General features: G+C 66.3%; 21 protein-coding genes. 13 read left to right on the top strand and 8 right to left on the bottom strand.

The features are described from left to right. Positions 1 to 661 (top strand): SDR family oxidoreductase (locus DM995_RS15205; RefSeq protein WP_157973302.1); only part of this gene is annotated, 661 nt, incomplete at its 5' end. A gap of 113 nt (positions 662 to 774) precedes the next feature. Here DM995_RS15205 and DM995_RS15200 read toward each other — a convergent pair. After that, positions 775 to 1449 (bottom strand): hypothetical protein, encoded by a 675-nt coding sequence (locus DM995_RS15200; protein ID WP_157973232.1) that lies wholly within the window; start codon positions 1447 to 1449, stop codon positions 775 to 777. Positions 1450 to 1807: 358 nt separating this feature from the next. Between DM995_RS15200 and DM995_RS15195 the strand changes: the two genes are divergently transcribed. The 5 genes from DM995_RS15195 to msrB all read left to right on the top strand — a co-directional run bounded on the left by DM995_RS15195 (position 1808) and on the right by msrB (position 6891). Then, entirely contained in the window at positions 1808 to 2251 is a 444-nt protein-coding gene (locus DM995_RS15195; protein WP_031317684.1) for a DUF3576 domain-containing protein, read from the top strand. Between the two features lie 25 nt (positions 2252 to 2276). Further along, positions 2277 to 4790 carry a leucine--tRNA ligase gene (gene leuS, locus DM995_RS15190; RefSeq protein ID WP_116969958.1) on the top strand — a complete coding sequence of 838 codons (2514 nt, stop codon included), beginning with the start codon at positions 2277 to 2279 and terminating at the stop codon, positions 4788 to 4790. Positions 4791 to 4910: 120 nt separating this feature from the next. Beyond that, entirely contained in the window at positions 4911 to 5411 is a 501-nt protein-coding gene (gene lptE / locus DM995_RS15185; protein ID WP_116969957.1) for an LPS assembly lipoprotein LptE, read from the top strand. Further along, entirely contained in the window at positions 5408 to 6445 is a 1038-nt protein-coding gene (holA, locus tag DM995_RS15180; RefSeq protein WP_116969956.1) for a DNA polymerase III subunit delta, read from the top strand. Before lptE ends, holA begins: the two co-directional genes overlap by 4 nt. Before the next feature lie 47 nt (positions 6446 to 6492). Then, the gene (msrB, locus tag DM995_RS15175) at positions 6493 to 6891 is read left to right on the top strand and encodes a peptide-methionine (R)-S-oxide reductase MsrB (protein ID WP_116969955.1); all 399 of its coding nucleotides are present in this window, start codon (positions 6493 to 6495) and stop codon (positions 6889 to 6891) included. Positions 6892 to 7016: 125 nt separating this feature from the next. Here the strand turns inward: msrB and DM995_RS15170 are convergent, their stop codons facing one another. Together DM995_RS15170 and DM995_RS15165 are read right to left on the bottom strand one after the other, a co-directional pair. Further along, complete coding sequence (locus DM995_RS15170; protein WP_116969954.1) at positions 7017 to 7319, bottom strand: Smr/MutS family protein; 303 nt, start codon at positions 7317 to 7319, stop codon at positions 7017 to 7019. A 283-nt stretch (positions 7320 to 7602) separates the two neighbouring features. Continuing rightward, entirely contained in the window at positions 7603 to 8265 is a 663-nt protein-coding gene (locus tag DM995_RS15165) for a Tim44/TimA family putative adaptor protein (protein ID WP_023836727.1), read from the bottom strand. 217 nt (positions 8266 to 8482) lie between these two features. On the opposite strand from DM995_RS15165, the gene DM995_RS15160 reads away from it, so the two are divergent. The 5 genes from DM995_RS15160 (at position 8483) to DM995_RS15140 (ending at position 13801) form a co-directional block, all read left to right on the top strand. Continuing rightward, positions 8483 to 8989, top strand: coding sequence for a protein-export chaperone SecB (locus tag DM995_RS15160; protein WP_116969953.1), 507 nt, complete (start codon positions 8483 to 8485; stop codon positions 8987 to 8989). Between the two features lie 39 nt (positions 8990 to 9028). Further along, positions 9029 to 10606 carry a murein biosynthesis integral membrane protein MurJ gene (gene murJ, locus DM995_RS15155; protein ID WP_116969952.1) on the top strand — a complete coding sequence of 526 codons (1578 nt, stop codon included), beginning with the start codon at positions 9029 to 9031 and terminating at the stop codon, positions 10604 to 10606. 32 nt (positions 10607 to 10638) lie between these two features. Continuing rightward, on the top strand, positions 10639 to 11658 hold the full coding sequence (gene trpS / locus DM995_RS15150) for a tryptophan--tRNA ligase (RefSeq protein ID WP_116969951.1): 1020 nt from the start codon (positions 10639 to 10641) through the stop codon (positions 11656 to 11658). A gap of 124 nt (positions 11659 to 11782) precedes the next feature. Continuing rightward, positions 11783 to 12475, top strand: a complete 693-nt coding sequence (locus DM995_RS15145) for a DUF4136 domain-containing protein (protein ID WP_116970502.1) — start codon at positions 11783 to 11785, stop codon at positions 12473 to 12475. A 42-nt stretch (positions 12476 to 12517) separates the two neighbouring features. Further along, positions 12518 to 13801, top strand: coding sequence for a S41 family peptidase (locus DM995_RS15140; protein ID WP_232824423.1), 1284 nt, complete (start codon positions 12518 to 12520; stop codon positions 13799 to 13801). 164 nt (positions 13802 to 13965) lie between these two features. On the opposite strand, the gene dut is transcribed toward DM995_RS15140, so the two are convergent. From dut to DM995_RS15115, 5 genes are all read right to left on the bottom strand, one after another. Beyond that, positions 13966 to 14391 carry a dUTP diphosphatase gene (dut, locus tag DM995_RS15135; protein WP_116969949.1) on the bottom strand — a complete coding sequence of 142 codons (426 nt, stop codon included), beginning with the start codon at positions 14389 to 14391 and terminating at the stop codon, positions 13966 to 13968. 77 nt (positions 14392 to 14468) lie between these two features. Then, entirely contained in the window at positions 14469 to 15677 is a 1209-nt protein-coding gene (locus DM995_RS15130; protein ID WP_116969948.1) for a trans-sulfuration enzyme family protein, read from the bottom strand. Between the two features lie 189 nt (positions 15678 to 15866). Then, positions 15867 to 16409 carry a hypothetical protein gene (locus DM995_RS15125; RefSeq protein WP_116969947.1) on the bottom strand — a complete coding sequence of 181 codons (543 nt, stop codon included), beginning with the start codon at positions 16407 to 16409 and terminating at the stop codon, positions 15867 to 15869. Positions 16410 to 16417: 8 nt separating this feature from the next. Then, positions 16418 to 17473, bottom strand: coding sequence for a YadA-like family protein (locus DM995_RS15120; RefSeq protein WP_198669382.1), 1056 nt, complete (start codon positions 17471 to 17473; stop codon positions 16418 to 16420). After that, positions 17439 to 18422, bottom strand: a complete 984-nt coding sequence (locus DM995_RS15115; RefSeq protein ID WP_116969945.1) for a hypothetical protein — start codon at positions 18420 to 18422, stop codon at positions 17439 to 17441. The genes DM995_RS15120 and DM995_RS15115 overlap by 35 nt, the downstream gene beginning before the upstream one ends. Positions 18423 to 18673: 251 nt before the next feature. On the opposite strand from DM995_RS15115, the gene astD reads away from it, so the two are divergent. Both astD and DM995_RS15105 read left to right on the top strand, forming a co-directional pair. Further along, the gene (astD, locus tag DM995_RS15110; protein WP_034517442.1) at positions 18674 to 20083 is read left to right on the top strand and encodes a succinylglutamate-semialdehyde dehydrogenase; all 1410 of its coding nucleotides are present in this window, start codon (positions 18674 to 18676) and stop codon (positions 20081 to 20083) included. A gap of 123 nt (positions 20084 to 20206) precedes the next feature. Next, positions 20207 to 20423: SAM-dependent methyltransferase (locus tag DM995_RS15105; RefSeq protein WP_232824421.1), on the top strand; the 217-nt coding region annotated here is incomplete at its 3' end.

The raw sequence follows: 20423 nt of genomic DNA, 5'->3' as shown, positions 1-20423 counted from the left end.
CCGCTCCAGCCCCGAGCCGCTCGAAGGCCTGATGTCGGTCCAGGCTGATCTGACCACCGCGCAAGGCTGCGCGGCGCTCGCTCAGGCTGCGCTCGACCATCTGGGCGGGGTCGATATCGTCGCGCATGTGCTCGGCGGGTCGTCGTCGCCCGGCGGCGGCTTTGCCGCGCTGTCGGACGATCACTGGCTGGCCGAACTCAACCTCAACCTGCTCGCGGCGGTGCGTCTCGACCGGCTGCTCGTTCCGCAAATGGTCGCACGCGGTTCGGGCGCGGTGGTGCACGTGACATCGATCCAGTCGGTCATGCCGCTGCCCGAATCGACCACCGCCTATGCCGCCGCCAAGGCCGGCTTGAGGACCTATAGCAAGGCGCTGTCCAAGGAGATCGGGCCGCAGGGCGTGCGTGTGAACAGCGTCTCGCCCGGCTGGATCATGACCGAAGCATCCTCGGAGTTTCTCGAGCGGCTGCAGGCGGCCGAGGGCGGCACGATCGAGCAGGTACGGCAGCGCGTGCTCGACGGGCTGGGCGGCATCCCGATCGGGCGCGCGGCCGAACCGCATGAGGTCGCCGATCTCATCGCTTATCTCGCCTCGGATCGCGCAGCGGCGATCCATGGGGCGGAATTTGTCATCGATGGGGGGACGATCCGGACGGTGTGAGGGGCTATCGCCTTCTCACCCTCACCCAGCTTCGCCTGATCCGCTTCGATCACAAGGCTACGCAACCCTCTCCCACCCCGGGAGAGGGCAGCCAGTGCAGATCTAGCGCGAAATCAGAAGCGGAATTCGGTCCCGACATAGACAGCCTGGCTGTCATACTGCTCGTTGGTCAGGCCGGTCAGGCGGTCGCGCTCGCTGCGCAAGCGGATGCCGGCGGTGACGTCGAGATTGCGCGTGACCTTGTACGCGCCGCCCACGTCGAGCGAATAGCTGCCCTGGTCGTTGAACGGACGGACCGCGCGGGTGGTCGGTGCCTGGACATCGTCCATCTCGATCCGCGGGCTGAAACGGCTCTTGCGCTGTGTCGAACTGCCACGGCCGAGCTCGCCGATATCGGGCAGCGCATCGTCCGACTGGCGGATGCTGGCGGGGAGCGCGAACTTGGTGAAGCCCTTGGCCACGCCCAGGCTGTAGGCGGTCGGCGTGATCTGGACGACGCCGTCGCCCTTGCCGCTGTCGCTCGCCAGTTCAGGCCGCATGTTGATCGCCTTGGCCGAATCGGGGCGGATGCGGACCGCGATGGTCAGCGCGCGCGGGCCATCGGTCGCGGCAGAGGCAGCAGGCGTGAAGCGGAACATCTTGTCGCCGCGCAGCGCCGAGAATTTGAGCTTGTTCGCCAGACGCGGATCGACCGAGGCCGGCGTGAACGATCCGATGCCGCCACGCGCGTCGATCGAGACGGGCCGCGAATCGAAACCGGAGGAAAAAGCGAGCGCAATCGACGGCACCAACGCCGCTCCACCGAGCAAAAGCCCGGAAATTGCCAGCTTTTTTGTAACTCCCGCTTTCATCGTCTTTGTCCGACCCCGCCGCATCCCTGATCCAAGCGTTAACACAAAAACGCCGCTTGGGGGGATCAAAGCGCCTTCCCGCCAAAATATTCTGAAACCGTTGCAAACAATCCACAATCGGTTGCGGGTCGTATGCGACAGATTGTTGCCTGCCTGCCACGACCATAGCGCAGGATAGCCCCGCGATTCTTGCTAGGCGCTGAACGCGCGACCCCATGCGCAAGTGCTTGCCCACGCCCGCCAAGCCACTATAGAAGGCCGCTGTTTCAAGCTGCGAAGATATAAGGAAGCCGCCATGCCCGTACCTCCCTTTGCCCGTGCCGCCCTTTGCGCCGCTGGCACGCTGGCGCTGCTTTCTGCCTGCGGTGGTGGGGAAAAGCGCGCCGAAGCGGATATCGCCGCCAGCCAAGTGACCACGATCGGCGTGAACAGCTATCTGTGGCGCGCTTCGCTCGACGCGCTGTCGTTCATGCCGCTGCTCCAGGCCGATAGCGCCGGCGGCGTGATCGTGACCGACTGGTATGCCAATCCGCAGAGCCCAACCGAGCGGATGAAGGTGACCGTCTCGATCCTCGACCAGGATCTGCGCGCCGACGCGCTGCGCGTTGCGGCCAGCCGCCAGGTCAACCAGAACGGCCAGTGGGTCGATGCGCCCGTCCGCGCTGCCACCGTGCAGAAGCTCGAGGAGGTCATCCTCACCAAGGCCCGCGACCTGCGCCAGTCCGCCATTCGCGAATAACACCCTGTCTTTACAGAGGGATACAATGAACGAGAAGACGCGGTTCAATCCGCTGGCCGCCGATGCCCGCTGGCAGTCGGTGTGGGACGAGCGCCAGTCCTTCAAGGCAGACAGCAACAGCCCGAAGAAAAAGGCCTATGTGCTGGAGATGTTCCCCTATCCGTCGGGGCGCATCCATATCGGCCATGTGCGCAACTATACCATGGGCGATGTCATCGCACGCTTCCGCCGGATGCAGGGCTTCGAGGTGCTGCACCCGATGGGCTGGGACGCGTTCGGCATGCCCGCCGAGAATGCCGCGATGGAAAAGGGCGTGCACCCCGGCGGCTGGACCCGCGACAATATCGCCGCGATGCGCAAGCAATTGAAGCGCCTGGGCTTCGCGCTCGACTGGAGCCGCGAACTCGCCACCTGCGAACCCGAATATTATGGCCATGAACAGGCGCTGTTCCTCGACCTGTACGAGGCGGGCCTGGTCTATCGCAAGGAAAGCGCGGTCAACTGGGACCCGGTCGATCAGACCGTGCTCGCCAACGAGCAGGTGATCGACGGCAAGGGCTGGCGCTCGGGCGCGCAGGTCGAGCGCAGGAAGCTCAGCCAGTGGTTCCTCAAGATCACCGACTTTGCCGACGAACTGCTCGAAGGCCTGGATACGCTGGAGGACTGGCCCGAAAAGGTCCGGTCGATGCAGGCGAACTGGATCGGCAAGTCGCAGGGGCTGACGTTCAGCTTCACGCTGTCGGGCGGAGCCGGGACGATCCCCGTCTATTCCACCCGTCCCGACACGATCTTCGGCGCGAGCTTCGTCGCGATCGCGGCGGACCATCCGCTGGCGGTCGAACTGGCCGCGACCAATGCCGAGGCGCAGGCGTTCATTGATTGCTGCAAGGCGGGCGGCACCACCGCAGCCGAGCTGGAAACGGCCGAGAAGCTGGGTTTCGATACCGGCCTCAAGGCTATCCACCCGTTTGACCCGAGCTGGGAACTGCCGGTGTTCATCGCCAATTTTGTGCTGATGGACTATGGCACCGGCGCGGTGATGGGCGTGCCCGGGCACGACCAACGCGACCTCGATTTCGCGCGCAAGTACATGCTGCCGGTGACCCGCGTCGTCGCGGCCGAGGGCGACGAGAACGCGCCGATCCATGACGAGGCCTATACCGGGCCGGGCAGGATCATCAATTCGAGCTTTCTCGACGGCATGGCGGCGGAAGAGGCCAAGGCGGCGGTAATCGCGCGCGCCGAAGCCGAAGGCTGGGGCCGGGGCACCACCGTTTGGCGCTTGCGCGACTGGGGCGTCTCGCGCCAGCGCTATTGGGGCACGCCGATCCCGTTCATCCATTGCGACGATTGCGGTGTGGTTCCTGTCCCCAAGGACCAGCTGCCCGTCACCCTACCCGAGGATGTCAGCTTCGAGATCCCCGGCAATCCGCTGGTGCGACACCCGACATGGAAGCATGTCGATTGCCCCAGATGCGGCAAGCCGGCGCAGCGCGAAACCGACACGCTCGACACGTTCGTCGATTCGAGCTGGTATTTCCTGCGCTTCGCCAGCCAGCCGTCGGACAAGCCGTTCGACCGAGACGAGATCGCCAAATGGCTGCCGGTCGGCCAGTATATCGGCGGGGTCGAGCATGCGATCCTGCACCTGCTCTACGCCCGCTTCTGGACGCGCGCGCTGGCGCGGATCGGCAAGCTGGAGGTGACCGAGCCGTTCGCCAGCCTGTTCACGCAGGGCATGGTGACGCACCAGACCTGGCAGGACGCGAACGGCAAGTGGCTGGGCCCCGATCAGGTCGAGAAGAATGGCGACGACTGGATCATCACCGAGACCGGCGAGGCCGCGGTTCCGGGTCGTGTCGAGAAGATGTCCAAGTCCAAGAAGAACGTGGTCGATCCCGACGAGATCGTGAACCGCTATGGCGCGGACGCAGTGCGCTGGTTCATGCTGTCCGACAGCCCGCCCGAGCGCGACCTGCCGTGGAGCGAGGCGGGCATCGAGGGCTGCTGGCGCTTCGTCCAGCGGCTGTGGCGCGTGTTCAACTCGGTCGAGGCGGCCGAGGGCCAGGACAAGGCGCTCGAGCGCAAATTGCACCAGACGATCGATCTGGTCGCCAAGGACATCGAGGCGCTCGCCTTCAACAAGGCGGTGGCGCGGCTGTACGAACTGACCAACGCGATCGAGAAGGCCGAGAAGTCCGCCAGCCGCAACATCGCGGTGCGCGCGCTCGCCAGGCTGGTCGCGCCGATGGTACCGCATCTGGCCGAAGAGGCCTGGCAGGTGCTCGAAGGCCATGGCCTGATCGCCGATGCGGGCTGGCCCGAGGTCGATCCGGCGCTGCTGGTCGAGGACGAGGTGACCATCGCGGTGCAGATCAAGGGCAAGCTGCGCGACACGCTCACCGTGGCCAAGGGCCTGCCCAACGAGGAGCTCGAACGGCTTGCGCTGGCATCGGACAAGGTGCAGCGTAGCCTGGACGGCGCGGCGATCCGCAAGGTGATCGTGGTGCCCGACCGGCTGGTCAATCTGGTGGTGTGATGCCCTTCCGGTCCCCCGCGCAGGCGGGGGCCCATCTCCATCCGGTTGCGACAGACGGCAGCCTGGGAGATGGATTCCCGCCTTCGCGGGAAACCGGAACTGGTCTATAGGTCGGTACAGATGAAACGCATTGCCCTCCCCCTCGCCCTGCTCGCCACGCTGTCCGCGTGCGGGATGAAGCCGCTTTATTCGAACGGCACGCAGGGCGCGGTCGCGACCACGCTCGGCGATGTCGCGGTCGCGCCGATCCAGGGGCGCGCGGGCTGGCTGGTGAAGAATGCGCTCGACGACAGGCTGGATGCACTGAGTAACGGCAACCAGCGCTACAAGCTGCAGGTCGTGCTCGACGACAGGATCACCGGCTTTGGCCTGCTCGCCAATGATCAGGTGACGCGCGAGCGCCGCACCTTGCGCGCGCGCTATCAGCTGGTGGACATTGCGAGCGGCGAGACTGTGCTCGATGCGACCGCAGCCTCCGACGCCGGTATCGATATCGTCAGCAGCGAATATGCGACCATCGCGGCGGAGAACCGCGCGCTCGAGAACCTGTCGCTCGAGATTGCCGACCAGATTGTCACGCGCCTGTCGCTGTTCGCGCGCGAGGTTTCGGCCGCGCAATGAAGGGCGATGCTGGTGCCATCCAGGCGCTCGCCCGCAAGCCGCGCCCCGATATCCGGCTCTACCTGATCTTCGGCACCGACGATGGCGGCAATGCCGCGCTGATGGCGGATATCATCGCGAGCTTCCCCAAGGGCACCGAGCGCACCGATATCGACGGGAACCAGCTCGCCAAGGATCCCTCGCTGCTCGCGGCCGAGGCCGCCTCGCTCTCATTGTTCGGTGATGCGCGCTATATCCGCGTCCATACCAGCGGCGAGGAAAGCCTTCCTGCGGTCGAGGCGCTGCTGGCGGCGGACAAGGCGGTCAACCCCGTGGTCATGCTGGCGACCGGCATCACCGACAAGTCGCGCATCGCAAAGGCCGTGCTCGCCGCACCCAATGCGATGGCGGTGCAGACCAAGATCCCGGGGCCGGACGACATGGCGCGGATCGTGACCGATCTCGGCCGCGCGGCGGGGCTCACCATCGATGCCGAACTGGCGCATGTGATCGCGGGCTTCACCGCGGCCGATCGCAGGCTGGCGGCGCAGGAGATCGAGAAGCTCTCGCTCTATCTCGATGCCAGCCCGGATGAACCGAAGCCGGTGACGCGCGAGGCCATCGCCGCGCTGCGCGCCGATGCCGAGGATGACGCGATGCAGCCGATCATCAACGCGGCGCTCTCCGGCGATCTGAAGCGCCTGCCCGAGGAACTCAAGCGCATGCGCGAACAGGCAGTGTCCGAGGTCGGACTGGTCATCGTGATGCAGCGCCAGGTGATGCAGCTCGCCGGGCACGCCCAGCGCATGGGCCAGCCCCGCGATGTCGCGTCCTGGGTGCGGCAGGAGATGCAGAGCCGCCGTTTGTGGGGCGGCGGCAGCGCCAATGACTGGACGCGCCAGCTGCGCGCCTGGGGCCGTCCGCAGGCGGTCGCGCGGCTTTCCGAGCGTCTGCTCGTGCTGCAACAGGCGATGATGAAGGCGAGCCCCGGCCCCGCGCTGCTGCTCGAGCAGGAACTGCTCGAAATCGCGAGGGTTGCTGCGCGCGCATCTTGATCTTTGCCCCGTCCGGTCCATGTTAATGTCTCCCCAGGAGACACTCGATGAGCGACCCGAAGATCAGCGACGCCGAATGGCGTCAGCGCCTGAGCCCCGAACAATATCACGTGCTGCGCGAAGGCGGCACCGAGCGGGCGTTTACCGGCAAGTATAACGACCACAAGGGCACCGGCATGTACCGCTGCGCCGGCTGCGGCGCGCCCCTGTTCGAATCCAACACCAAGTACAATAGCGGCTCGGGCTGGCCGAGCTTCACCGCCCCGGTGGAGCACGAGGCGGTCAGCGAGATCGTCGACACGAGCCATGGCATGGTCCGCACCGAGGTGCGCTGCGCGCGCTGCGACGGGCATCTGGGCCATGTGTTCCCCGATGGCCCGGGACCCGAAGGCCTGCGCTACTGCATGAACAGCGCCTCGCTCGATTTCGAGCCCAAGGAAGACTGAAGCCCCCGTCATTCCCGCGAACGCGGGAATCCCGCTTCTGCTCGACGGCTGTGAAAAAAGCAGAACCCCCGCCTTCGCGGGGGTGACGGCCGAAGATTAGGCGTGAAATGCGCGAGGCGCGCCCCTCAGCCTCTCCGTCTCCTTAGCACGATGTACAGTGCGCCATCGCCCCCATGCCGGGGATGCGCGTTGCGCACCGCCGCGATGTCGCCCGCGTGGCGCGACGAGGCCAGCCAGTCCGAGACCGCTGCGCGGATCGCCCCGCGCCCGGTCTCCGGGGCTCTCGCCTTGCCGGTGATCAGCAACATCAACCGCATGTCCGCCGCCACCGCCTGGCCCAGCGCCAGGTCGAGCCGCGCATAGGCGCTGGCGAGCGTGTGCCCGTGCAGGTCGATGGTGACATCGGGCTGCACCCCGCCCTTGGCCATGCGCCGGTCCCCTGGGCGATATCCGCGCTGGCGATCACGCCTGCGCCCGTCATTGCGGGCAGCGGCGTCGCGCGCGGGATCACGTAATTGGAACTGGCGCCGCCCGTCGGTGATGGTGCAACCGGGCGCGAGGGAGCCGGGGTCACCGTCTCATAGGGCAGACGCGAAGGTGGCGGGGCCGTACTGGTCTGCGCATTGGGAATTGTCCCCGCGCATCCGGCGAGCGTCAGCGGCAACAGGGCAAGCGCCAGCCTTCGCATTGCAGCCCCCTGCCCCATCGCGATCAGGCCTGATCGGTTTCGACCAGAATCCAGTTGGGATCGTTGCTGCGCAGGTCGCGCTGGAAGGTCCAGACATCGTGCGTCTCGACCGCATCGGTCAGCGAACCGGCGACCAGCTCGCCGTCGGGACCGCGAACGACCGCTGCGATATCGGAATCGAAGCGCACCGTGATACGCGCCATCGGCGCGTCATACTCGGCGTCGACGATGCGGGTCTCATCGATCCGCACCAACCGGTTTTCCAGCGTCTCGCCGCGCGCCGTGCGCTGCTCGATCGACTCGGCGAAGCTTTCGTAGACCTCGTCATCGCACAGGCTGCGCAGCTGCTCGCGATCACCCGACCAGAAGGCCTCCAGGATCATCGCATAGGCCGCCTTGGCACCCTCGCGAAAACGGCCGACATCGAAGCTGCGATCGGCAGCCAGCATCTGGCGGATGCCGGGCTCTGCGGCGATGTCGAACACGGTCGAGGTACCCGGCGTCAGCCCTGCGGGCTTGTCATCGAGCTGCGGCCGCTCGATCGCGGCGGGGCGCTTGGTGACAGGCGTGTCCATCCCGCGGGTCAGCGGCTCCTGCTCGTGCCCGGTGCGTTTGCCCAGCACCGAATAGAGCCGAAGGCCCAGAAAGGCTGCAACCATGGCCAGGATGATGATTTCTACCGTCACAAGACTTCCCGTTTGCCCACCCGTGTGGAACGTGATGCTGCCAGCGCAGCAGGTTGAAAGCACAACATAGGACATGTCGGCCAATATGCAAATCGCTTTGGCCCGATATCCGTTGCGCCGGACCTGCACTTTCGCGACGCTTGCGCATGCACCGCAGCCCGATTAGAGCGCCGATCAGGACGCGCGGGGCGCGCACGAGCATCGAAAGGGAATATCCATGGCCGAAGACGGCACCGACAACTCGCAAAATTCGGCGCTGAACGGCGCATCGGGACCGCAGGCGGGCCTGATCTCGCAATATGTGAAGGACCTTTCGGTCGAAAACCCGAACGCGCCCGACAGCTATCAGTGGCCCGGCCAGCTGAGCTTCGACGTGCAGTTCCGCGCCGAATCGCGCCAGCTCAACGAAGAGGTGCATGAAATGCTGTGCACCTACACGATCGCTGCCAAGGCCGAACAGGGCACCGCCTATCTGGTCGAGCTCGCCTATGGCGCGCTGGTCGGCCTGCGCGGCATGGACGAGGAGCAAACCCGCCGCTTCCTGTTCGCCGATACGCCGCGCATGGTCTTCCCCAACATCCGCCTGATCCTGGGCAATGTCATCCGCGATGCCGGCTATCCGCCGCTGGTGCTCGAGCCGATCGACTTTGCCGGCCTCTACGACCAGCAGAGCCAGGACCCGAATTTCGGCGCGGCGATGCCGCCGGCGGAAGGCAACGCCTGATCCGCGCCTGCCGGGTCATCGCCCGATGAACCTGCTGCCATGAACCTCCTGCGCGCCGTCTCCACCATTGGCGGGCTGACCCTGGTCAGCCGCGTGCTGGGGATGGTGCGCGACATATTGATGGCGCGCTATGTCGGCGCAGGCATGGCATCGGACGCGTTCCTGATCGCGTGGCGCCTGCCCAACCTGTTCCGCGCGCTGTTTGCCGAAGGCGCGTTCGCCGCGGTCTTCGTGCCGATGTTCAACCGCAAGCTGGCCGAAGCCGACAAGGACGCGCCGGGCACCGGCCTTGAGGTCGCGAAGGCCTTTGCAGGCCAAGTGCTGTCGGTGCTGGTGCCGTTCCTGGTCCTGTTCACCGCGCTGATGATGCTGGCCGCCGGGCCCGTCGTCTATGCGATGACCGGCGGCTTTCCCGATGGCGGGCCGGAAAAGTTCGCGCTCGCGCGGCATCTGACGATCATCACCTTCCCCTATCTCGGGCTGATCTCGCTCGTGTCGCTGCTCGGCGGCATCCTCAATTCATTGAACCGCTTCTGGGTCAATGCGGCAGCGCCGATCCTGCTCAACATCTGCATGATCGTGGCCCTCCTGTTCTTCCGGGGCGACAACCAGGTCGACACCGCAATCACCCAGGCGATCGCGGTGACCGTCTCCGGCGCGATGCAGCTCTTGTGGCTGATCCTGTCGTGCCGCGCCAATGGCGTGGTGCTCAAGCTCTCGCGTCCGCGCCTGTCGCCCGACGTCAAGGCGATGCTGCTGCTGATTGCCCCTGCGGCGATCGGCCAGGGCGCGATCCAGTTCAACCTGCTGATATCCACTTCGCTCGCCGCGCGCTACTTGAGCGAAGGCGCGGTCTCGTGGATCTATTATGCCGACCGTCTGAACCAGCTGCCGCTGGGGCTGATCGGCATCGGCGTCGGCACCGCGATCCTGCCGATGCTCTCGCGCCAGATCGGCGGAGGGGACAGCGCGGCCGCGCTCAACACGCAGAACCGCGCGCTCGAACTGGCGCTGCTGCTGGCGCTGCCCGCCGCGGTCGCTCTGGTCACCGCTGCCGGGCCGATCATCCATGGCGTGTTCCAGTATGGCGCCTTCACCGCCGAGGACACATTGGCCACCGCGCAGGTGCTCGCTGCCTTTGCCTGCGGCGTGCCGGCCTATGTGCTGATCAAGGTGCTGACCCCCGGCTTCTATGCGCGCGCCGATACCAAGACGCCGGTGCGCCTCGCGCTGCTCGCGATGCTGGTCAACCTTGTCGGCAACCTGATCCTGATCTGGCCGCTGGGCCCGGTGGGCGTGGGCGTAGCGACCGCGCTGTCGGCCTGGGTCAATGTCGGCCTGCTGTTCGGCGTGCTCTACAAGCGCGGGCATATCCAGCCCGACCGGCGGCTGATCGCCAAGACCTGGCGCATCGTTGCAGCAGCGGCGCTGATGGGCGCGGCCTTGTGGTTCGGCGGACATCTGGCCGAAGGCTGGATGGAAGGTCGGCTCGAGCATCGCATCGCCGCACTCGCCGTCTTGTGCGGCGGCGGCGCGGCGGTATATGGGCTCGCAACGCTGGCGCTGGGCGCTTACCGGCTCAGCGAGATCAAGGGCATGCTGCGCCGCAAGGCGTGAAGCTCTTCCCTTCAGGCGAGAAAGTAACAGACATGCGCGTCCTTTCCGGCATCCAGCCGACCGGCAATCTGCACCTGGGCAATTATCTGGGCGCGATCCGCAACTGGGTGAAGATGCAGGACGAGATGGACGACGCCAATAATTCTCCTGGCAGCGCGTGCTATTTCTTCCTTGCCGATCTCCACTCGATCACGGTTCACGAGGAACGCGAGACGCGCATCCGCAACGTGCGCGAGATGGCCGCTGCGCTGATCGCCTGCGGCATCGATGCCGATCGCAGCGTGCTGTTCAACCAGGCGCGGGTTCCTGCGCATGCCGAGCTTGCCTGGTTGCTCAACGGCACCGCGCGCATCGGCTGGCTGAACCGCATGACGCAGTTCAAGGACAAGGCGGGCAAGAACCGCGAGGGCGCGAGCGTCGGCCTGTTCGTCTATCCGGTGCTGCAGGCCGCCGACATCCTGCTCTATCAGGCGACGCACGTGCCGGTGGGCGAGGACCAGAAGCAGCATCTGGAACTGACCCGCGACATCGCGATGAAGTTCAACACCGATTTCGGCGTCGAGCTGTTCACCCTGCCCGATCCCTATATTCCCAAGGAATCGGCGCGGATCATGTCCCTGCGCGACGGCAATGCCAAGATGTCCAAGTCCGACCCTTCGGACATGAGCCGCATCAACCTGACCGATACCGACGACGAGATCGCGCAGAAGATCCGCAAGGCCAAGACTGATCCCGAGCCGCTGCCGGACGTCGCATCTGCGCTCGAAGGCCGGGCCGAGGCGCTGAACCTGATCGGAATCTATGCGACGCTGACCGAATCGACGCCCGATGTGGTGTGCGCGCAGTTCGCCGGCCAGGGCTTCGGCGCATTCAAGCCCGCGCTGGCCGATGTGCTAGTCGAGACGCTGCGCCCCATCCGCGAGCGCTTCGTCGAGCTCAAGGACGACGAGGCCGCGCTCGACGCGATCCTCGACAAGGGCGCGGAAAAGGCGCGCAGCGTCGCCGCACCCACACTGAGCGGAGCATATGAGGCGCTTGGGTTGATGCGCTGATGCGCTGAGCGGAAGCTGAATCTGCGCAGATTTGCGTTCAATCGGGGTTCATTCGCGGCGGATTAGACCTATATCCATGTTCGGACGGCGCAGGGTCGCGCGCGTCCGCGATGGAGAGATTCACATGACTGCTCGCAGCCGCTTTACTCGCCGCGCCGCGCTGTTCGCGGTTCCCGCCCTTGCCCTCGCGCTTTCGGCTTGCGCCACCCCGTTCAAGGCCGATGTTGCCCGCTTCCAGGCGCTGCCCGCTCCCCAGGGACAGAGCTTTTTTGTCACCGCGTCCGATCCCCGGCTGCAGGGCGGGCTCGAATTCGCGCAATATGCCGGCCTGGTGACGCGCCAGATGGCGCAACTCGGCTATGTCCCCGCCAACGATCCTTCGCGCGCCGACATGGTGGTGAGCTTCGCCTATGATGTCGACAATGGCCGCGAAAAGGTCGTGTCGGATGGCTTTGGCGGCGGCTGGGGCGCCGGTTTTGGCCCCTGGGGCGGACCCTGGGGCGGCTTCTATGGCCGCCGCGCCTTCGGCTTCGGCTTCTATGATCCGTTCATCTTCGGTCCCGGCTGGAACAACGACGTGCGCAGCTACACTGTCTATACCAGCGAACTCGATCTGAAGATCGACCGCGTCGCAGACAACCAGCGCCTGTTCGAAGGCAAGGCCGAGGCCCAGTCGCGCAGCAAGAACCTGCAATATCTGGTGCCCAATCTGGTCGATGCGATCTTCACCGATTTCCCCGGCCGCTCGGGCGAGACCGTGCGCATCTCGATCGCGCCCGAAGGCAAGAAGGTGAAACCGATCCGCGAGAGGCGGTGAGCAATCCTCTCGCTGGAAAGCCGCCAGACGTTCGCGCGCGACGTGCTCAATGAATGGTATCTCTTCCCCGAACTGCTGGTGACCACCGCCAATCCGGCGAGCTTCACCACCGTTCAGGGCTATATCGACGCACTCACCGCGACCGCGCGGTCGCAGGGCAAGGACCGGTTCTTCACCTTCATCACCTCGATCGCCGAGGAGAACGCGTTCCTCGCGAGCGGCGAGAGCGCGGGGATCGGCATTCGCCTGTCGATCGATGCACCGGCGCGCCGGGTGTTCATCAGCGAGGCGTTCGAGGGCGCGCCAGGCCTCGCCGCCGGGATCGACCGCGGCGACGAGATCACCGCGATCGGGACCAGCAGCGCGAGCCTGCGCAACGTCAGCGACATCATCGCGGCGGAAGGTTCCGCCGGGATCACCAACGCGCTCGGCCCCAATACGGCGGGGCTGACGCGGGTGCTGCGAGTGTCGCGCGGTAGCACTTCGCGCGAGGTCAGCGTGACCAAGGCGGTGTTCGATCTGCCGGCGGTCTCCAGCCGCTACGGTTCGCGGATCATCCATGATGGCAGTCGCCAGATCGGCTATATCAACCTGCGCACCTTCATCTCGTCGGCAGACACGCCGCTGCGCAACGCCTTTGCCAGCTTCCGCGCGGCAGGGATCACCGAGTTCATCATCGATTTCCGCTATAATGGCGGCGGGCTGATCTCGACCGCGGAACTGATGGGCGATCTGCTCGGCGGCAACCGCAGCGCCAGCGATCTCTATTCGGGAATCCGCTACCGGCCCTCCAAATCGTCACGCAACGAGAACGTGTTCTTCGCCCCGCGCGCCGAATCCGTGAGCCCGGTGAAGATCGCGTTCATCGGCACCGGCGCGACCGCATCGGCGAGCGAACTGGTGATCAATTCGATGGCGCCCTATCTCGGCCGCAACCTGGCGCTGATCGGTGCGAACACCTTCGGCAAGCCGGTGGGGCAGATCGCGCTCGACCGCAGCGCCTGCGACGACCGGGTGCGCGTGGTCGCGTTCAGTTCGGTCAATTCGCGCGGCCAGGGCGAGTATTTCAACGGCCTGGCGAGCACGCTCGACGTCACCTGCCAGGCGGCGGACGATCTCACCCGGCCGCTGGGCGACCCGCAGGAAGCCTCGATCCGCGGCGCGCTCGATTTCCTCGCCGGGCGCAGCTGTACCGCGATCACCTTGAGCGGCCCATCGGGCAATATCGCGGGCCAGTCGCAACGTGGCCTGATCGCCAGCGACCGCGAACTGCTGGTGCCGGATGCGCCCAGCCCGGCACAACGCGAGGTGCCGGGGCTGTTTTGAGGACTGTCCTCGAAAGCCCTCCCCCTCGATGGGGGAGGGTTGGGTGGGGGTGATGATGCGGGATCATGCAAGGGCGCCAACCGGCACCCTCACCCTCACCGCTGCGACTAGGCGCCTTCGTCGCCAAGTCTCGCTGCCTCTCCCATCAAGGGAGAGGCAAAGTCTCAGCCCGAGACCCTATACCCCGTCGAACCGAAGCCGCCTGCGCCGCGTTCGGTAGCATCCAGATCGTCGACCTCGGCAAAATCCGCGCGCTGCACCGGCGCTGCGACGAGCTGCGCGATGCGGTCGCCCCTGCGGATCGGGAAGGGCGCATCGCCATGGTTGATCAGGATGACCTTCAATTCGCCGCGATAGTCGCTGTCGATGGTGCCGGGCGTGTTGGGCACGGTGATGCCATGCTTGAGCGCCAAGCCCGAGCGCGGACGCACCTGCACCTCGTAGCCGTCCGGAATCGCCATCGCGAAACCCGTCGCCACCGCATGGCGCTGGCCCGGCATCAGGTCGAGCTCTTCGGCGGCAACCACATCCATGCCCGCCGCCCCTGCCGTGGCATAGCCGGGCACCGGCAGCCCCTCGCCGTGCGCCAGCCGCTTGAGCCTTGCGCTTTCTGCTCCCCTCCCTGGAAGGGAGGGGCTGGGGGTGGGTCCTGCGCGACCAGGAAGGCTTAGAGACCCGCCTTGCCCAGCGCGCGGTCCAGGTCCTCGATCACGTCATCGACATCTTCGAGCCCCACGTTGAGCCGCAACATGTCTTCGGTGATGCCGACCGCAAGCCTGGCTTCCTCGCCCAGGCCGTGGTGCGTGGTCGAGCTGGGATGCGTCATCAGCGAGCGCGAATCGCCGATATTGTTCGAGATATCGACCAGCTCGAGCGCGTTGAGCAGCGCGTGCGCGCGGGCGCGGCCGCCGCCGACATAGAGCGAGAAGATCGGACCTGCGGCCTCCATCTGCGACATCGCGAGATTGTGCTGCGGATGGCTGGCGAGGCCGGGATAGTTGACCCGCTCGACCCGGCCTTCTAGAAAGCGCGCGACCTTGAGCGCATTGTCGCTCTGGCGGCGGATGCGCAGGTCGAGCGTTTCGAGGCCCTTGAGCACCACCCAGGCGTTGAACGCGCTCAGCGTCGGTCCGGTGTTGCGGGTGAAGGGCAGCAACGTGTTGGTGATGAAATCTTCGGTGCCGCAGACCGCGCCGGCCAGCACGCGGCCCTGCCCGTCCATCATCTTGGTCGCGCTATAGGCGACGACATCGGCGCCGAATTCCATCGGGCGCTGCAGCACATTGGTGGCAAAGGCATTGTCGACGACGCTGACGATACCATGCGCGCGCGCGACCTCGCACACCGCCTTGAGGTCGATGATATCCATCGTCGGGTTGGCCGGGGTCTCGAAGAAGAACACCCTGGTGTTCGGGCGGATCGCCGCTTCCCACTGGTCGAGCTCGCGCCCATCGATGATCGTCGTCTCGATGCCGAACTTGGGCAGCAGCGTATCGGTGAGCCAGCGGCACGATCCGAACAGCGCGCGGCTGGCGACGACATGATCGCCCATCTTGAGCTGGCAGAGCAGCGCCGCGGTCATCGCGGCCATGCCGCTCGCCATGCAGCGCGTCGCTTCCGCGCCCTCCATCAGCGAGATGCGCCTCTCGAGCATCTCGACCGTGGGGTTCTGCAACCGGCTATAGGTCATGCCCGCCTGTTCGCCGTTGAAGCGCGCGGCCGCATCCTCGGCGCAGTCATAGGCATAGCCCGAGGTCAGGAACAGCGCCTCGGAGGTTTCGCCGAACTCGCTGCGCGCGGTGCCGCCGCGGATTGCGCGGGTGGCGGGACGCCAGCGGCTGGTGATGGCGGGATCTTGTCCGGAATTGCGCTTCATGATGGGAGCCTGTGAACGATGGAAAACCGCGCGCTATATGCGCGTGGATGCGGGCGGGGGGAAGCGGGAATTATGGAGAGGTTCTGTCGCGCAACGTCCCTCGACTTCGCTCGGGAACTCGGGACGACTTGTGGCATAGTGCTGCCGGCCGTTTGTCCCGAGCGAAGTCGAGGGACGCTGCAGACCACACTATCGAGTGGACGTGCGCCCGCGCTCGGGCGCCTCTTCCGATGCGATCGCCTGCGGGCTGATCGACACGCCGTGCAACCGCCAGCGCCCCTCGACCCATTGGAAGAAGAAGTCGAAGAAGATCGCGGTCGGCCTGAGGCCGAAATAGCCGCGCACCCGGATGACGCCGGGCTCCACCACCGAAGGCGGCTCGGTATAGGTGGGGGCCAGCAGCAGCGCGTTGGAAAGGTCGACCCGGCTCTCGCGGATGCTGGCGAAGATCTCGCCGAGCCGAGCCGCGTTGTTCATTACCTGGAAGCCGGGCGAGGAAATGTCGCGCAGCACCGAATAATTGCCCGACAGATTGGCATGGTGCACCGCGGTCATGGTCGACCAGAGCAGCTTGGCGAGTTCGAGTTCGCTCGGCACGGGTTCGACCGAGATCGGCGGTTGCGCGGCCTGCGGAGCGGTCTGCGCCATCGCGGCGCCGGGAAGCGCCAGCGCCAGCGCGGCAAGCAAAAAGGCCGGAGCAAAACGCCCCGGCCAGAAGTTCAAACCTGTCATACCCGTCCTTACCAGGCGATCTGGAAGCCGCCGCGAGCGCCCACCGAACCGCTGTTGAAACCGGCACCGATGCCGGCGGAAACCGAAGCATTCTCTCCGACCCGGGCCGTGATGGCCATGGTCAGCGAGGCCTGGTCCTCATAATAGCCGACGCCGCCCGACAGTGCAAAATTGGTGCCGGCAGGCAGCGAGGGCGATTCCATCGCCAGCGCCATGGCAACGCCCTCGTTCGCCCGGTTGATCGCGCGACGGTTGATCTCGGTCAGGTCGAACAGCGTGTTCACCTGGCCGGTCAGCGTGTTGATCTGCGCATTGGTGGCGAAGGTGTTGACCGCAGGACCCGCGCCCAGCGTGCCGCTGGCATCGGTGGTGACGATCGAGGTGGTGCCCGACTGCGCCGCCGTGCTCGCCGCGAGATCGCCGATGGTCACCGAACTGCCCGTGCCGCCTAGCTTGATCTGGTTGGCGCGGTTGGCCGTGGCCCCATTGCCGATCGCGACCGAGTTGGCGAAGGCGGCAGAGGTCTGGTTGCCGATGGCGATGGCGCCTGCGCCCGACGCCACGGCGGCCTCACCCACCGCGACCGAGCGCACGCCCGATGCCACGGCGAGGTGACCCAGAGCGGTGGCCCGCTCCGCCGTCGCTTCCGAACGCCAGCCATAGGCGGTTGCGGCTGTTGCAGTGGCGAGCGCCTGCCCACCGACCGCAGTGGTCGATGCGCCCGTCGCCTGGGTCGCGCGGCCCGAGGCACCGTCGCGGTTGCCACCGATCGCGATCGCATCGCCGCCGCTGGCCAGCGCCGTATTGCCGATGGCGATGGCGTTGGTGCCGCTGGCGACCGACTGGTTACCGACCGCGACGCTGAGATCGCCCGACGATGCGGCCGCCTCACCGACGGCCGTGGAGCGCACGCCGGTGGCATTGGCGAGATGGCCAAGCGCAGTGGCGCGTTCTGCCAACGCTTCGGCGCGCCAGCCAAAGGCGGTGGCGGCCGTTGCCGTCGCCAGCGCGCGACCGCCGACCGCCGTGCTAGACTGCGCAGTGGCCGCAGCGCTCAGGCCCATGGCGACCGCTTCGACAAGCGACCGACTCGCCGCCCACCGCCGTGGCGTGGAAGCCCGAGGCATTGGCCTGCCAGCCGAACGCCTGGCTGCCGACGCCCGAGGCGACCGATTCGCCGCCGATCGCGGTCGCATGGAAGCCCGAGGCGTTCGCCTGATCACCGAGCGCGACGGCATCTTCCGCCGTCGCCTGCGCCAGATTGCCCACGGCCACTGCCGTTCCGGTCGAGGCCGCGCCCGAGGGCGTGGTGCCGTCCGCCGTCACTGCGCCGTTACCGATCGCGACCGAATTGATTCCGGCCGCATTGGCCCGGCTGCCCAGCGCTGCGGAATTGGTGCCACCTGCCTGCGCGCTCTTGCCCACCGAGGTCGCTTCGAAGCCTGCAGCATTGGCCTGGTGCCCCACCGCAACGGCAGTGCGGCCCGAAGCATTGGCCTGCCAGCCGAAGGCCTGGCTACCGACGCCCGAGGCTACCGATTCGCCGCCGATGGCCGTCGCATGGAAGCCGCTGGCATTGGCGAGGTCACCCAGTGCCACGGCGTCTTCCTGCGTCGCCTTGGCCGCGTTGCCGATGGCCACCGCAGTGCCGAGCGATGCCGCGCCCGAGGGCGTGGCGCCTATCGTGGCCGTGGTCGCATTGACGCCAATCGAAACGCTGCCCGTTGTCGGCGCGATGGCACCACGACCGATCGCCACGGCATTCCCGCCAGCGGCGGTGGCTCCGACACCCACTGCCGTCGCACCCGCGCCGGTCGCAGAGGCATTGACGCCGCATTCCGTGGAGTCGGTCACGTCATCCGCGTTGCCCGCAATTCCGTCAGGTCCGGCATTGGTGTTGCACGGGGCGGTGGCATCGGCAAAAGCCGGGCTCGCGATGGCGATGGCTGCGGCGCTGGACGCCAGAAACAGCGTTGCACGCAACGCCTTTGCGTTGTTGGGGAAAGTTTTCATGGGACCGCTCCTTGCTCACTGACAAGGCGGGTTTGCCCCCGGCTATGACGTTACTCATGCGACCCTGTTCGCCGAGTGGTCGTTAACCAGCCGAGCCGAAACCTAGCAGAGCGAACGCGATGCGCAAGCCCAAGAAATAGCCACAAATTTGTCACGATGCGGTTCAACGGTTTCCGCCGCGTTCATTCCTTGCTATCGGGGGTTTTGGGTCTGCACCTTGGGTCATGAACTGCTCGCCAGAAAGCGTGAATTTGCCTGAACTTGTCTCTTTCGAGCCTGCCACCGGTGCCCGGCTCTGGTCCGGACCGCATGGCGATGTTGATGCCGAAGTCGCCAGGGCCCGTGCGGCCTTTCCCGAATGGGTGGCCATGGCGGTCACCAAGCGGATCGAGCTCACGCGTCGCTTTGCCAACCAGGTCCGCGCCCGTTCCGAGGAACTGGCCGAGCTGATCGCGCGCGAAACGGGCAAGCCGATCTGGGAATCGCGGACCGAGGTGGAATCGGTCGTCGCCAAGGTCGACATCTCGGTCGCCGCCTATGCCGAGCGCACCTCGCAGCGCAAGCTCGACAGCGCGCTGGGCGGCACCATGGCGCTCCGGCACAAGCCGCACGGCGTGATGGCGGTGCTCGGGCCGTACAACTTTCCCGCGCACCTGCCCAATGGCCATATCATCCCCGCGCTGATCGCGGGCAATGCCGTGGTCTTCAAGCCTTCGGAAAAGACGCCCGCCGTCGGCGCGATGCTGGTCGAGTGCATGCATCAGGCGGGAATCCCCGAAGGCGTCGTTCGGCTGCTGATCGGCGGCGCGGACGAGGGCAAGGCGCTGGTCGCGCACGAGGATGTCGATGGCGTGCTGTTCACCGGCTCCGCCACCACCGGCATCGCGATCAACCGCACGCTCGCCAGCCGCCCGGACAAGATCGTCGCGCTTGAGATGGGCGGCAACAATCCCATGGTCATCTGGGACACGCCGTGTATTGCCGATGCCGCCGCGCTGATCATCCAGTCGGCCTTCACTTCGGCGGGCCAGCGCTGCTCGGCCGCGAGCCGCCTGATCGTGCGCGACACCATCTATGACGCGGTGATCGCCGAAACCAAGAAGCTCGCCGATCGGCTGGTGGTCGGCAAGCCGTTCGACGATCCGCAGCCATTCATGGGCCCGGTGATCGACAACCCGACGGCCGACGGGCTGACCGAGAGCTTCCTCTATTTCCTCAGCAATGGCGGGCGCGTTATCAAGCATCTGGTGCGGCTCGACGACAAGCTGCCCTTCCTCTCGCCCGCGATCATCGACGTCACCAACGTCAAGGACCGGCCCGATATCGAACTGTTCGGCCCGCTGCTGCAGGTCATCAAGGTCGGCTCGTTCGAGGAGGCGGTGGCCGAGGCGAACAACACGCGCTTCGGCCTGTCCGCCGCGCTGGTCGGGGGCAGCCCGCAGCATTACAAGCAGTTCTGGGCGAACATCCGCGCCGGCATCGTCAACTGGAACCGACCGACCAACGGCGCATCGTCCAAGGCACCGTTCGGCGGGGTGGGCCTTTCGGGCAACCACCGCCCCAGCGCCTATTATGCCGCCGACTATTGCGCCTATCCGGTGGTGTCGAACGAGATGGAACAGCCGCGCGCGTCGATCGGCATCGGCCTGAAATCGGACTGAACCGCGACTGGCCCGCCAGGTTCCTTCGCAGCCGCAAAAGCAAATCTAACCCCCGCCCAAGGGGTTCTGCTTTGCATCCGCGGCGCTCAAATATCAGATGCACCGTTGGAAAGGACCAACGGCATGACGCAAACCCCCTCAGCCCCGCAAGGCACCGTCTGGCTGGTCGGCGCCGGTCCCGGCGATCCCGATCTGCTCACCGTCAAGGCGGCGCGGATCATCGCGCGCGCCCGGCTGATCGTGCACGACGGACTGGTCGATGACGCCATCCTCGCGCTCGCCCGCCCCGATGCGCAGCTGATCTCGGTCGCCAAGCAGCGCGCGCGGCATACGCTGCCGC

The sequence above is a fragment of the Blastomonas sp. UPD001 genome, assembly GCF_003426715.1.
In the GTDB taxonomy this organism is placed as follows: Bacteria; Pseudomonadota; Alphaproteobacteria; order Sphingomonadales; family Sphingomonadaceae; genus Blastomonas.
Note: the sequence above shows the minus strand (reverse complement) of the source record. Positions and strands in the feature narration are given on the sequence as shown.